This window comes from Mycobacterium sp. E1214, assembly GCF_001666755.1.
Classification (GTDB): Bacteria; Actinomycetota; Actinomycetes; order Mycobacteriales; family Mycobacteriaceae; genus Mycobacterium.
On the sequence record NZ_LZJC01000008.1, the window covers coordinates 1 to 14,043 of the forward strand.

Consider the following 14,043-nt stretch of genomic DNA (forward strand, 5'->3'; position numbering starts at 1 on the left):
CCGGCGCCGCTGACCTGCGGTCTAACGTGGGCCGATGCCGACGCAGGCGAGCGCAGGGCTGCAGCTCAGCGCGCACCGCTTCTGGCTGCGCCGCCTGGAATGCGCGCTGCTGGGTGAGGCCGCCGGGCGCGCGCGGGCGCGCTTCACGGCGCTGGCGGTGGGCGCCGCCCTGACCGCGATGGCCGTGGCCGGGTGCGCGCTGCTGGGGTGGCTGCGCCCGCAGGTCGCGCTGGACCGGGCGCGGCTTGTGCTGGACCGCAACTCCGGCGCGCTGTTCGTCCGCGTGGACGACACCTGGCATCCGGTGCTCAACCTCGCCTCCGCCCGGTTGATCGCGGGGGCGCCGGTCGACCCGCAGCCGGTGCGCCCATCCGATCTTGCTCGCGCCAAGCTCGGTGCGCCGCTGGGCATCCCGGGTGCGCCGCAATACCTCGGGGCGCCGCTGGCGGCGGCCGACTTGGTGTGGTCGGTGTGCGACGGCGACGGCGCCACCACGGTCGTCGTCGGCCGGCCGGCCGAGCACAGCGTGCGCCGCCTCCCCGCCGGGCAGGCCATCCTGGCGGCACCGGCGCCGGGCTCGCCGGCGTACCTCCTCTACGACGGCCGGCGGGCCGTGGTGAACCTCGACGACGCCGCGGTGGTGCGGGCGCTGCGACTGGAAGGCCGCGTCCCGCGCCGGGTCTCGCAGTCGCTGCTCGATGCCGTCCCGGAGGCGCCGCCCATCGCCGCCCCGCGCGTCCCCGGCGCGGGGGGCCGGGCGCCGGGACTGCCGGGGTTCACCGTCGGCGCCGTGCTGCGCGTCGCCCGGGCCGACGGCGACGAGTTCTACGTCACGCTGCCCACCGGGCTGCAGCGCATCGGCCGGGTGGCCGCCGACCTGCTGCGCTTCGCCGACTCGGGCGGCGGCGCCAGCCCAACGACGGTGGCCCCCGACGCCATCCGCGCCGCCCCCGTGGCCACCGCGCTGCCGGTCGGCGGCTTCCCGGAGCGGGCGCCGGCCCTGGCCGACGGCGACACCGCCTGCGTCACCCGCGAGGGGCCCGACGGGTCGGGGGTGGCGTTGCTGGCCGGCGCCGGGGCGCCGGTGCCCCCCGGTCGCTCGGCGCTGACCCTCGCCCAGGCCGACGGCGCCGGCCCCGCGCTGGACGCCGTGTACCTGCCGCCCGGCCGCACCGCCTACGTCCGCGGCGTCCCGGGTGGCGGCACCCGATACCTGGTCACCGACACCGGGGTGCGGTTCGCGGTCCCCGATGACGACGCCGCGGGCGCCCTCGGCCTGCCCGCGACGGGCGCGGCGCCGTGGCCGGTGTTGACGGTGCTGCCGCTCGGACCGCAGCTGAGCAGGCGGGGCGCGTCAGTCGCCCGCGACACCGTCGCCGCGCCGCCGTAGCCGGGCGCCCGCCAGCAACACGACCACCAGGGCGGTGAGACAGATCGCGGCCCCGGTCACCGCGCGCACGTCGGCGCGCGGCGTCGGCGGGTGGGGCGGTGCCGGCGGGGCGAGCGGTACGGGCGCGGCGGTGGTGGCGGGGTCGGCCGGCGGCGGGGCGCCGGTGCTCACCGCGGCCAGCGGGTCGACGACGCCGTTTCCGACCAGCGCGTTCCAGCCGCCGGCCGGGTGATGCGCCGTCGACTCGAGGCGCTGCATCACCTGGCGGGCGGTCAGCGCCGGGAACCGCGCCCGGACGAGCGCCGCCAGCCCGCTGACCAGCGGCGCCGCGTAGCTGGTGCCGGACACCGGCGCGGCGGCCAGCGAGGGCACCCCGTCGCCGGGAGCGGCGACGTCCACCCACGGGCCGGGCAGGGTGAAGGGCGACGGCGCGCCGTCGGCGCCGGCCGAGCCGACGGTCAACACGAAGTCGTCGTACCAGGCGGGGCTGACCGTGACCGTGGCCGTGTCCCAGGTGGGGTCCGGCCGCTGCGGCGGGCACTGCCCGGCGCCGCCGGTGTTGCCCGCGGCGGCGACGACGACGGCGTTCTTGACGTCGACGGCGTAGGCCAGGGCGGCGCCGAGCGCCCGGTCGTCCGGCGGTGACGCGGCCGGGACGCAGGCCACCGAGGAGACGTTGATGACCGACGCGCCGAGGTCGGCCGCCGTCCGCACGGCCTTGGCCAGGGTGTCGACGTCGCCGACGCCGAGCCGGGACCGGTCGGAGGCGAGGGAGAACTTGGCGCTGGACTGGCGGATGCTCACCAGGGTGGCGTCGGGGGCCACGCCGCTGAACCCGTCGGCCGCCGGATCGGCCTTGGCGGCGATGATGCCGGCGACCAGGGTGCCGTGCGCGTCGCAGTCCTGGGTGCCGTCGCCGGTGGACACGTAGTCCCCGCCCGGCACCACCCCGGGCAGCCGCCGGTGCCGCGCGACGCCGGTGTCGATGACCGCGACGCGTTGCCCGGCGCCGCGGCTGAGCGGCCAGACCGCGGACAGGTCGAGTGGGCCGCCGCGATCCCGGCCGGGCCCCGCCTGCGGGCTCAGCGCCGCGCAGACCTCCCGCTGGGCGGTCGGCGACGGCGGCGCCGGCACGGCCGGCTTGGGCAACAGCCGGTCGTCCACCGCGGGCGGTGACACCGCCCGGGCGACCGGCGTCGCGCCGTGGACGAGCGCCACCAACGCCGCCGCCGCGAGCAGGCGCGCACCGCGCGGCGCCCTCACCGCAGCCAGAGGCCCCGGGCGGCGGCGTAGGCGCCGCAGATCCAGCCGGTCAGGGGCACCAGCGCCGCCAGCGCCACGCACTCGAGCAGCTCCACGGCCCGGCGCGCGACCGGCGAGCAGGCCAGCGTCGGGGCGGCGAAGCCGACGTGTAACGCCGCCCCGGCCAGCGCCGCCGTGGCGGCGGCGAGCCACGGCCCGTGCGCCGGCAATCCCGCGACGGTCGCGGCGAGGCAGCAGGTCCCCGCGCCCGCGAAGAGCGGCGTGCGCGACGCGTCCGCGGCGCAGGCCCGCGCCAGCAGCAGCGCGCCGACGACGGCGGCGAACGCGGCGCCCGAGGGCCGCGGCGCCCCGCCAATCGCGGTAACGACGGCGCCGACGGCCGTCGACGCGGACAACCCGGCCGTCAGGCTGGTCAGCCACGCATCGGCACGAACGGCTTGGCCGGACAGCCGGTTTGGGCTGGTGGCGCCGCCCGGCTGCGGGCGGGCCGTCAACCCGGCCAGCGCGATCGTCGCGCGGGGCGCCAGCGCCAGCGCGGCCACCGACGCCAGCGCCGCCGCCGAACCCAGGGCCGGTGGCGGCGCCCCGCTGAGCGTCCCGGCCAGCGCGGCCAGGGCCACGAGCACCGCGGTGCAGGCCACCGCGGTCAGCGTGACACCGCCGCGACACGACAGCCGCGCCGACACCACGGCGGTGACGGCGGTGGCCGCCGCGCCCAGCAAAACCCGGGCGACGACGGCGGCGCCCGGCACCGCCACGAACCCGGCGAGCCCGCCGAACGCCGCCGCCGACACGCCCATCGCCAGCGCGGCGCCCGGGTCGCGGCGGGTCCGGCGCGCGCCGGCCGAGAAGCCGACGGCGACCACCGCCAGCACCGCGGCGGTGCTACCGGCGTCGCGAAACCCGTTGTCGGCAAGGGTGCATTGTGCGACCGCCAGCCCACCGGCGCCGGTGAAGGTCGCGGCCGCCGCGGCGCCGGCCGGCCTTCGGGGCCGCCGCCCGGGCGCCGCCGCGAGGGCGTCCGTGACGGCCGCGGCCGCGTCCAGGTAGCGCGGCACCGGCGGCGCCGGCGAGGAGCGGCTCAGGACCAGGACGGCGCCGTCGTCGACGCGGCTTTGCGCCAGCGTCGTCGACGGGTCAAGCGGCGCGGCGCCCGGCGCTGACAGGTTCAGCTGCCGTCCCTCCGCGGCGCCGCGGCTTCCGAACAGGTCGACGAGCGTCGGGATCAGCGCCGCGACGGGGACTTCCGCGGGCAGGCAGACATCGAGGACCGCGCTGTCGCTGTGCACCGAGACGCGGCGCAGCCCGGCGTCAAACGATTCCATCGGTCCCCCTGTCCGTCGATTCCCGGAAAGGTAGCGGGGTTGCGGCGGAGCGGGTTTCGGTTGTCCACAGGTGACTTGCCGCGCGATACCCGGCTTCCTAACGTCGGCGGCCGGGAAAGGGGCGACATGACCCACGCTTTCACGCCCACGCCGCGGCGGGCGCCGTCTGCGCCGCTGGCCGACATCACCATCGACCCGCCGCCCCCGACGCCGCCGGCGACGCCGGCGGGCCTGCTGGTCCGGGCGGCGCCGATGGCGCTGTCGGTCGCGGGGGTGGCCGTCATGGCGGTGGCGTTCGGGTCGGGAGCGGCCGCCGGCCGCGGCCCGACGTTCCTGGCCTTCCCCGTGCTGATGCTGATGTCGACGGCGCTGGCGGCGGTCACCGGGCGCAGGGCGCGGCGGGGCGGTGGCCTTGACGCCGACCGCGCCGACTACCTCGCCTACCTGGGCCGGCTCGGCGAGTCGGCCGCGGAAACCGCTGCGGCGCAACGCGCGGCGCTGCTGAGCACCCACCCCGAGCCCGCCGCGCTGTGGACGTTGGCCGGTGGCCCGCGCATGTGGGAGCGCGGCGCCACCGACCCTGACTTCTGCCACGCGCGCGTCGGCCTGGCGGCCCGGCCGCTCGCCGGGCGGGTGGCGGCGCCGCAGGCCACCCCGGCGGACCCCGTGACCGCCGACGCCCTGAGCCGCTTCCTCGCCTGCCACGCCACCATCGACGCGCCGGTCAGCGTCGACGCGCTGCGCGGCGCGGTCACCGTCGAGGGTGACCGGGCTGCGGCGCGCGGGCTGCTGCGCGCCGTGGTCTGCCAACTGGCCGTCCTGCACCCGCCCGACCAGCTGCTGATCGCTGCGGCGGCCAGCGACCGCACCCTGGCCCACTGGGAGTGGCTGAAGTGGTTGCCGCACAACCACCATCCCCAGGCCCGCGACGCGCTCGGTGCGGCGCGCATGGTGTACGCGGGTACCGCGGAGGCCGGCCGGGCGCTGGCCGGACTGCCCGCCGGGCGCGTTCTGGTGATCACCGACCTCGACGACGACGGTGCCACCGACGCGCTCGCAGGGGCCGCGGCCCTCACGGTCGGTCCGGGACGCGCCGGGGAACAGTTGGTGATCAGGCAGCGCGGCGAGGCGATCGGCGTCGAATGTCCGGATGAGATGGCGCTTTACGACGCACTGGTCTGCGCGCGGCGGCTGGCCCGGTACCGGATCGGCGCGGCGCGGCACCAGGATTGGCTCCGGCTTGCCGGCATCGGGGACGCGCAGCGGTTCGATCCGCGGACGTTGTGGCGCACCGTGTCACCCGCGGACCGGCTGCGGGCGCCGATCGGGACCGATGCCGCGGGCGCGCCGCTCGAACTCGACATCAAGGAGCCGGCCGAGCGGGGCCTGGGCCCGCACGGGCTGTGCGTGGGCGCGACCGGTTCCGGCAAGTCGGAGCTGCTGCGCACGATCGCCTTGGGCATGATGACGCGCAACCCGCCCGACGTGCTCAACGTGCTGCTCGTCGACTTCAAGGGTGGCGCAACGTTTCTCGACTTCGCCGACAGCCCGCAGGTGGCCGCGGTCATCACCAACCTCGCCGACGACGCCCCGCTGGTGGAACGCATGCGGGCGGCCCTGGCCGGCGAGCTGAACCGGCGCCAGCAGCTGCTGCGCGACGCGGGCTGCGACGGCGTCGCGGCCTACGAACGGGCGCGCCGCGCCGGTGCGGGGCGACCCGCGTTGCCGACGCTGTTCGTCATCGTCGACGAGTTTTCCGAATTGCTCAGCCAGCACCCGGATTTCATCGACACCTTCGTGGCGATCGGCCGGCTGGGCCGCTCGCTCGGCGTCCACCTGCTGCTGGCCAGTCAGCGCCTCGACGAGGGGCGCCTGCGGGGATTGGACGCCCACCTGTCCTATCGGATCTGCCTGAAGACGCTGTCGGCCGCGGACTCCCGCGCCGTGCTGGGCTGTGCCGACGCCTACCAGCTGCCCAACACCCCGGGCGCCGGCTTCATGCGCGTCGGCGCCGCCGACCCGATCCGGTTCCACGCGGCGTCGGTGTCCGGGCCCGCCCCGTCAGCCGCGCCGGCGCGGCCGTCAGCCGCCGCCGTGGCGCGGGTGTTCCGCACCGCTGCGTGCGGCGCGATCACGTGGGCCGCCGCGACGGTCGAACCGCCGCCGGCGACCGTCCTGCGGGCGGTCCTGGACCGGCTGGCCGGCCATGGGCCGCCCGCGCATCCGGTGTGGTTGCCGCCGTTGGGTTCCGCGCCGGCCCTGCACACCCTGCTGGGCGATGGCGCGTCCGGCGCCGCGGGTCTGGTCGTCCCGCTCGGGCTCGTGGACCGGCCGTACGAGCAGCGTCGCACGCCGTTGTCGGTCGACCTGTCCGGGGGCGCCGGCAACGTGGCGATCGTCGGTGCACCCCAATCGGGCAAGTCGACCGCGGTGCGCACCCTGATCACGGCGCTGGCCGCGACCCACGACCCGCGCCTGGTGCAGTTCTACTGCCTGGATCTGGGCGGCGGCGCGCTGGCGTCGGTGCAGAGCCTGCCGCACGTGGGCGCCGTCGTGGGCCGCGCCGATCCGCGGCGGGCGGCGCGGGTGGTCGCCGAATGCGAGGCCGTGATCCGGTCCCGGGAGGCCGCCTTCGCCGAGCGCGGCATCGTATCGATCGGGCAATACCGCCGCATGCGGGTGCCGTCGGATGGCGACGCCTTCGGCGACCTGTTCCTGGTCATCGACGGCTGGGGTAGCGTGCGGGCGGAGTTCGAGGCGCTCGAGGCGCCGGTCACCGCGATTGCGGCGCAAGGGCTTTCGTTCGGCGTGCACGTGGTGTTGACGGCGTCGCGGTGGGCCGAGGTGCGGCCGTCGCTGCGGGACCAGATCGGGACCCGCATCGAGCTGCGGCTGGGGGATCCGGCGGACTCCGAGATCGACCGTCGGGCAGCCCGATTCGTGCCGGTCGACCGGCCGGGTCGAGGCTTGGCCCGCGACGGTTCGCAGCTGCTGATCGCGCTGCCCGAGGCGCCGGTGGCGCCCGGCGACCGCGTCGCGCCGCCGATCGCCTCGCTGCCCACCCGGGTGCACCGCGACGCGCTGCCGCACGGCCCCGGCGTCCTGCTCGGAGTCCAAGAGCACCGGTTAGAGCCGCTGGCCATCGATTTCGAACGCCACGGACATCTGCTGATCCTGGGCGACGACGGGTGCGGGAAGACCGCCACCTTGCGCACCGTGTGCCGCGAGCTCGTGCGCACCCGCCCGGCCGCCCAGGCGCGGTTGCTGCTGGTCGACTTCCGGCGCACGCTGCTGGGCGTCGTCGCGTCCGAACACTGTGGCGGACATGCCATGTCGGCGGTGGGGTTGGGTGCGCTGCTGCCCAGCGTGGTCGAGCTGTTGCGCAGCCGACTGTCCCCGGCGCACGCCGGTCAGGAGCAGCTGCGGGCCGGGCCCTGGTGGCGGGGGCCGGACGTGTACGTCGTCGTCGACGACTACGACCTGGTCGCGGCGCCGACGGCCAACCCGCTGGCCGGGCTCCTCGAATTCCTGCCCTGCGCGCGGGATCTGGGCCTGCACCTGGTGGTGGCGCGGCGCAGCGGCGGAGCCGAGCGGGCCCTGTTCGAGCCACTGCTCGCGGGCCTGCGGGACCACGGCTGCATGACGTTGTCGATGAGCGGGTGCCCGGAGGCCGGGACGGCGTTCGGGGCGTCCCGTCCGGTGGCGTTGCCACCGGGGCGCGGCGTCGTGACCGCCCGGGGCGCCGACAGCCGACTGGTGCAGGTGGCCTGGAGCCCACCGTGACCGGGCACCGGGCCGTCGTCGAGGCGGGACCCGCGGCGATTCGCCGACTGTGTTGCGGCACAACCACCGACGCGGCGGCCTCGGAGACCGTGCTCGCGGCGCTGGGGGCGATCGACGATCAGGTCACGCTGGTGGGCGAGCGCCCGACGGCCGTCGACGCGGTGTGGCGCGCCGCGCTGCGGTCGGCGTGCTGCGAGCCGTCGGGCGCCATGCTGGTGCTGCACCCGTCGTGGTGGCCCGCGGCGCGGATCGACCTGCTCGCCGCGGCGGCCGCCGCCGTGTCCGGCGGTGCGGAGGCGCGGCCGCGGTCGTGGCTGCTGGCGCGCGCGGGCCCGGCCCCACCGCAGGCGCGCGCTGTGGTCGAGATCGCGGACCGGTTGGTGGCGATCGCCGGGGGCGGCGCCGTAGCGCGCACCGCCGCAACGCCGGTCGTCGCCGCCGAGGTCGGGCGCCTCCTGGCCGAGGCGAACACGGCGGTCGTTGTGATCGACGCCCCGGCCGGCGTGCCGGGCGCCCCCGAGCTGGCGTCGTCGATCGCGGGTGTGGCGCGCGGTCAGGGGCTGACCGTCGAGCGGGTCGACGACGCGCGCCTGGCCCGGCTGGCGCGATCGGTGCCGGCGGTCCGCGGGGGAGTGCGGCGCGGCACGCCCACCCGCGCTGCCCGCGCGTCGCGCCGGCGCGCGCGGACCGCGCTCGGGGCGACCACCGCCGCCCTGGCCGTCGCGGCACCGGCGGTGTGGACCGACAACGGGGGCCGCGCGGTCACCGCGCGGCGGGTGACGGTCGCGCCGGCGACAACCTTTCTCGTGGAGGGCCGGGTCGCGCTGACCGTGCCCGCCGACTGGCCGACGCAGCGGGTGACCGCCGGGCCCGGCTCGGCGCGCGTGCAGGTCTCCTCGCCGTCGGACCCGCAGGTCGCGCTGCTCGTCACCCAGTCGCCCGTCGCCGGTGAGACGCTGCGCGGCACCGCCGAACGGCTCAAGCGCGCGATCGACGCCGCGCCGGGCGGCGTGTTCGTCGACTTCAACCCGGCCGGCACCAGTGCCGGGCGGCCGGCGGTGACCTACCGCGAGGTCCGTCCCGGCCACCAGGTCCGGTGGACGGTGCTGCTCGACGGTCCCGTCCGGATCAGCGTCGGCTGCCAGAGCGGGCCGGGCGGCGAGGAGGCCGTGCGCGCCGTGTGCGAGCAGGCGGTGCGGTCCGCCCACGCGATCGGCTGACGGGCGCAGATCCGAGGGAACCGAAACGCTGTCCCCACTGTCGAAATAGGTATGGCGGTCCACGACGCACTGAACACCGACTTCGACATGATGCGGACGGTCGCCGCCACGACGGATGCGCGCAACGAGGAGATCCGCGCGATGCTGGGCGCCTTCACCGGCCGCGTGGGCGCGGTGCCGCCGGTGGTGTGGGGCGGGCTCGCGGCGGCCCGGTTCAAGGAGGTGATGGATCGCTGGAACGCCGAGTCCCTGCGGCTCTACCACGCGCTGCGCGCCATCGCCGAGAGCATCCGCCACAACGCCGCCACCCTGCAGGAGGCCGGTGACCGCCACGCCCAGCACGTCGCCGCCGCCGGCGGGAACCTGTGACCTGAGGAGGAATGCCGTGGACCCGGTGCTGTCGTATGACTTCGGCGAGATCGAACACTCGGTGCGGCACGAGATCCACCTGACCTCGGCCCGCTTCAACGCCGCGCTCGATGAGCTGAGCTCCGAGATCGCCCCGTTGCAGCAGCTGTGGACCCGCGAGGCCGCGGCCGCCTACCAGGTAGAACAGGCCAGGTGGCAGCAGGCGGCCACCGCCCTCAACGAGATCCTGTCCGAGCTCGGCAACGCGGTACGCGACGGCGCGGAAGAGGTGGCGGACGCCGATCGGCGCGCGGCGGGCACCTGGTCGCGGTAGCCGGCCGACGAAGACCCCTGCGTGGTCCCGACGGAGGAGAGCCGACGGGACCACGCAGTCATTTTGACCTGCGGGGACGCGGGTCGGTAAGCTGCTCCGTTGGCGTGCGGTACGCCGGGGCCTCGGGTCAACGTCGGTCGCCGAGACACACCCCACCGCGCAACGCCTGACCGATACCTGGCTTTGGCCGGGATCCACCTCGAGAGAAGAAGGTAAGCGCTGTGCCCACCTATGCGCCCAAGGCAGGTGACACCACGCGGTCGTGGTACGTCATCGACGCCACGGACGTGGTGCTTGGCCGCCTTGCCGTCGCGGCAGCCACCCTGCTGCGCGGCAAGCACAAGCCGACGTTCGCCCCCAATGTCGATGGCGGGGACTTCGTCATCGTCGTCAACGCCGAGAAGATCGCGCTCAGCGGCGACAAGCTGCGCGACAAGCTGGCTTACCGGCACTCGGGGTATCCCGGCGGTCTGACCAGCCGCACCATCGGCGAGCTGTTGGAGAAGCACCCGACCCGCGTCGTCGAGAACGCGATCGTCGGCATGCTGCCGAAGAACAAGCTCAGCCGTCAGATCCAGCGCAAGCTGCACGTCTACGCCGGCCCGCAGCATCCCCACGCCGCGCAGCAGCCGGTTCCTTACGAGATCAAGCAGGTGGCCCAGTGACCGAAACGACCGAGGGCCTCGAGGCCCCGGAAGCCGTGGAAGCGGACATCACCGACGTCGCGGCCGAGTCCGCGGTGGCGCCCGGCGAGTCCTACGTGTTCGAGCGGCCCATCCAGACCGTCGGCCGTCGTAAAGAGGCGGTGGTGCGGGTGCGCCTGGTGCCCGGCACCGGCAAGTTCACCCTCAACGGGCGCAGCCTCGAGGACTACTTCCCCAACAAGGTGCACCAGCAGCTGATCAAGGCGCCGCTGGTGACCGTGGATCGGCTGGAGAGCTTCGACATCTACGCGCTGCTGCACGGCGGCGGCCCCTCGGGGCAGGCCGGCGCGCTGCGCCTGGGCATCGCGCGGGCGCTGATCCTGGCGTCGCCGGACGACCGTCCTCCGCTGAAGAAGGCCGGCTTCCTCACCCGCGACCCGCGCGCCACCGAGCGCAAGAAGTACGGGCTTAAGAAAGCCCGCAAGGCGCCGCAGTACAGCAAGCGCTGATCAGCAGTCGCTTTCCGGCCACAACCCGGCATCTCGCGAGAGACGTTGTGCGCGGTTGTCGGCGTGTCTGCGCACGAACGCGTCCCGTTTCGGTCAGAAAGGAACGGGCACGTTAGGTGCTGGACCGTCAACTGTGAGAGGTTTGTCCGATGGGTCGACTATTCGGCACCGACGGTGTTCGTGGGGTCGCCAATCGCGAGTTGACCGCGGAGCTGGCGCTGGCGCTGGGTGCAGCGGCCGCGCGGCGCCTGGCCAGCTCCGGCGCCCCCGGCCGCCGGGTCGCGGTGATCGGTCGCGACCCGCGGGCCAGCGGCGAGATGCTCGAGGCCGCGGTGATCGCCGGGTTGACCAGCCAGGGCGTCGACGCGCTGCGGGTCGGCGTGCTGCCCACCCCGGCGGTGGCCTACCTGACCGGCGCGTATGACGCCGATTTCGGCGTGATGATCTCGGCGTCGCACAACCCGATGCCCGACAACGGCATCAAAATTTTCGGTCCCGGCGGGCACAAGCTCGACGACGGCACCGAGGACCAGATCGAGGCGCTGCTGCGGGCAGACGTCGGGTCGCGCCCGGTCGGGGCGGGCATCGGCCGGGTCATCGACGCCGAGGACGCCGCGGAGCGCTACCTGCGCCACCTGAGCAAGGCCAGCACGCTGCGCCTTGACGGCCTGACGGTGGTGGTCGACTGCGCCCACGGCGCCGCGTCGTCGGTGGCCCCGCGCGCCTACCGCGCCGCCGGCGCGCGGGTGATCGCGATCAACGCCGACCCCAACGGCCTGAACATCAACGACAACTGCGGGTCGACGCACCTGGACTCCCTGCGCGCGGCGGTCGTGGCGCACCGCGCCGACCTTGGCCTGGCGCACGACGGGGACGCCGACCGCTGCCTGGCGATCGACGCCAACGGCGACCTCGTCGACGGCGACGCGATCATGGTGGTGCTCGCGCTGGCCATGCGCGACGCGGGCGAACTCGCCTCCGACACGCTGGTCACGACCGTGATGAGCAACCTCGGGTTGCACCTGGCCATGCGCGCGGCGGGCATCACCGTGCGGACCACGGCCGTCGGGGACCGCTACGTCCTGGAGGAACTGCGGGCCGGCGACTACAGCCTGGGCGGCGAGCAATCCGGGCACATCGTCATGCCCACGCTCGGCTCCACCGGCGACGGTGTGGTCACCGGGCTGCGGCTGATGACCCGGATGGTGCAGACCGGCTCGGCGCTGGCCGACCTCGCCGCGCCGATGCAGACGTTGCCGCAGGTGCTGATCAACGTCACCGTCGCCGACAAGGCCACCGCCGCCGCCGCCCCGTCGGTGCGGTCCGCCGTCGGGCAGGCCGAGGCGGAGCTGGGTGACACCGGCCGAATCCTGTTGCGGCCCTCCGGAACCGAGCCGATGATCCGCGTCATGGTAGAGGCGCCCGAGGCCGACGTCGCACAGCGCGTCGCCACCCGGGTCGCCGAGGCGGTCAGCGCCGCCCACTGATCCGCGCCGGCGGAACCCCGGCGAGCCGGCGGGCGTCGGATTAGGCATGAAATTCGACAGGGGAACGCGCCCCATTGCCCCCGCGCCCACCGAGATCGACGTCGCCGCCGCCTACCGCGTCGCGGGCCAGCTCGAGGCGGCCGCCGAACTGATCGGCCGGGCGGTCAGTGACCACCTGGCCAGGTTGGGGTTCGGCGGGGCGGTCGCGGGTCGCGCGCATGCGGCTCGCGGCGACGCGCTGCGCGGGGAGTTGGAGCGGTTGGCGGCCGCGGTGTCGCAGTGGTGGCAGGCGTCGGTGGAGGTCGCCGGCAACGTGCGATCCAGCGCCGACCGTTACGCCGAGGCGGAAGCCTATGCGACGCAACGGATCGCGTGACCGTGGCCGACCGGTTGGACGTCGCCGGGCGGCTCGAGGAGGGCCGGCCCGCCGTCGAGCACACGCAGAGCTACGTGACGGCCTGCCACGCGCTGGGCTATCAGCAACCCGGCCTCACCGACCATCCCGCCCAGGTGCGCGAGCGCTACGAGGATCAGGACGGTCTGGACCTGCGGGCCCTCGACCGCGACTGCGCCGACCTGCGCGCGGCGGGGGTGGCGGCGCAGGAGGCGGCAAGGCTGCAGCGCGCCCAGCTGGCCGAGCTCGCCGCGGCGTGGACCGGGCCGGGCGGCGACGCTGCGGTGCGGTTCTTGCAACAGCACTGCGACGCCGCCAACGTGGTGGCCACCGAACTGCGCGCGGCGGCCCAGCGCTGCGAGTCGCTGCGCGACAATCTGTGGTTCCTGGTCGATTCCAAGGTGGCGACGGCCGTCGCCCTCGACGACCGCACCGCGGGGCAGCGCCCGGTGTGGCTGGGCGCGGCCGGCACGGTGACGACGGGCGTGGGCGACCGGCAGGCCGCCGAAGACGTGCTGCGGCATGACGTCATGCCCTACGTGGACAACGACATCCGCGACGAGTGGTTGGCGGCGATGCGGTCCGCCTCCGACGGGGTGGACACCTCGTACGGCATGGTGATCGACCGAATGGCGGCTTCCCCGACCGTCCGGTTCGAGTGTCCCGACGGGCTGCCGTTGAGTTCGCCCGCCCCGCGGACGTGGTCGGGCGAATCCCTCATCCCGGCCGCTCCCGTCCGGGCGGCGGCCGCCACGCCCGAGGCGCCGCTGGAGCCGGCGGCGCCGGCGTCCGTGGGCTGGCCGGCCGCGGCCCCGGACCCGGGTGCGCCGTGGGGCGAAGCGCCGGCCCTGCCGGTCGGAGCTCTCGGTGACGGGCTGAGCGGCGGGCTCGGCGACGGTGCGGGCGCCGGCGGTGGCCCCGGCTCCGGACCGGACGCCGGCGGCGCGGGTGGTTGCGGGGTCGCGCCGACCGGTTGGGTGTCCCCGGGGGGCTCCGTGGGCTCCGGCACCCCGGGCGGGACGGCGTTCTCGGGCTCGTCGGTCTCGTCCGGCTCGTCCGGGTCGTCGGTGTCGCCCGGGTCGTCGTCCCGGTCGTCGGGGTCGTCGTCGTGCAGGGGGTCGCCGTCGAGGTCGTCGCCGAGGTCGCCGAGGTCGCCGGGGTCGTCCCCGAGGTCGCCGTCAAGCGGGTCGGCGCCGCCGTCGTCCGCCGAACCGACCAGGTCACCCACCGCGTCCAGGATCCGGCCCGCCAGGCCGATCAAGCCGCCGCCCCCGCCGCACCCCCAGCGCACGCAGCGTCGCCGCCCGGCGAGATCGCGGCCGATCAGCTGCCGCAGGCGGGCCAGT

12 protein-coding genes are annotated in these 14,043 nt (G+C 75.8%); 10 read left to right on the forward strand and 2 right to left on the reverse strand.

Annotation, left to right across the window (positions count from 1 at the left end):
• Window positions 1-34 precede the first annotated feature (34 nt).
• Window positions 35-1,390 carry a type VII secretion protein EccB gene (gene eccB, locus A5700_RS00685; protein ID WP_068066724.1) on the forward strand — a complete coding sequence of 452 codons (1,356 nt, stop codon included), beginning with the start codon at window positions 35-37 and terminating at the stop codon, window positions 1,388-1,390.
• On the opposite strand, the gene mycP is transcribed toward eccB, so the two are convergent.
• Both mycP and eccD read right to left on the reverse strand, forming a co-directional pair.
• The gene (gene mycP / locus A5700_RS00690; protein ID WP_369828196.1) at window positions 1,355-2,653 is read right to left on the reverse strand and encodes a type VII secretion-associated serine protease mycosin; all 1,299 of its coding nucleotides are present in this window, start codon (window positions 2,651-2,653) and stop codon (window positions 1,355-1,357) included. The two genes, eccB and mycP, sit on opposite strands and share 36 nt — an antisense overlap.
• Entirely contained in the window at window positions 2,650-3,978 is a 1,329-nt protein-coding gene (gene eccD / locus A5700_RS00695; RefSeq protein WP_068204340.1) for a type VII secretion integral membrane protein EccD, read from the reverse strand. Before eccD ends, mycP begins: the two co-directional genes overlap by 4 nt.
• 126 nt (window positions 3,979-4,104) lie before the next feature.
• Here eccD and eccCb point away from each other — a divergent pair, with 126 nt between their 5' ends.
• The 9 genes from eccCb to A5700_RS24810 all read left to right on the forward strand — a co-directional run.
• Complete coding sequence (gene eccCb / locus A5700_RS00700) at window positions 4,105-7,761, forward strand: type VII secretion protein EccCb (protein ID WP_068066718.1); 3,657 nt, start codon at window positions 4,105-4,107, stop codon at window positions 7,759-7,761.
• The gene (locus A5700_RS00705) at window positions 7,758-8,981 is read left to right on the forward strand and encodes a type VII secretion-associated protein (RefSeq protein WP_068066716.1); all 1,224 of its coding nucleotides are present in this window, start codon (window positions 7,758-7,760) and stop codon (window positions 8,979-8,981) included. The genes eccCb and A5700_RS00705 overlap by 4 nt, the downstream gene beginning before the upstream one ends.
• A gap of 51 nt (window positions 8,982-9,032) precedes the next feature.
• Window positions 9,033-9,350 carry a WXG100 family type VII secretion target gene (locus A5700_RS00710; RefSeq protein ID WP_068066711.1) on the forward strand — a complete coding sequence of 106 codons (318 nt, stop codon included), beginning with the start codon at window positions 9,033-9,035 and terminating at the stop codon, window positions 9,348-9,350.
• 16 nt (window positions 9,351-9,366) lie between these two features.
• Entirely contained in the window at window positions 9,367-9,663 is a 297-nt protein-coding gene (locus A5700_RS00715; RefSeq protein WP_068066709.1) for a WXG100 family type VII secretion target, read from the forward strand.
• 221 nt (window positions 9,664-9,884) lie between these two features.
• Entirely contained in the window at window positions 9,885-10,328 is a 444-nt protein-coding gene (gene rplM, locus A5700_RS00720; protein ID WP_068066706.1) for a 50S ribosomal protein L13, read from the forward strand.
• Window positions 10,325-10,816: a 30S ribosomal protein S9 gene (gene rpsI / locus A5700_RS00725; RefSeq protein WP_082959718.1), complete on the forward strand. Its 492-nt coding sequence runs from the start codon at window positions 10,325-10,327 to the stop codon at window positions 10,814-10,816. Before rplM ends, rpsI begins: the two co-directional genes overlap by 4 nt.
• A gap of 149 nt (window positions 10,817-10,965) precedes the next feature.
• On the forward strand, window positions 10,966-12,303 hold the full coding sequence (glmM, locus tag A5700_RS00730) for a phosphoglucosamine mutase (RefSeq protein WP_068204344.1): 1,338 nt from the start codon (window positions 10,966-10,968) through the stop codon (window positions 12,301-12,303).
• 46 nt (window positions 12,304-12,349) lie between these two features.
• Window positions 12,350-12,679 carry a type VII secretion target gene (locus A5700_RS00735; RefSeq protein ID WP_068066701.1) on the forward strand — a complete coding sequence of 110 codons (330 nt, stop codon included), beginning with the start codon at window positions 12,350-12,352 and terminating at the stop codon, window positions 12,677-12,679.
• On the forward strand, window positions 12,676-14,043 hold a 1,368-nt coding region (locus A5700_RS24810), incomplete at its 3' end, for a hypothetical protein (protein ID WP_231991352.1). The genes A5700_RS00735 and A5700_RS24810, both read left to right, overlap by 4 nt.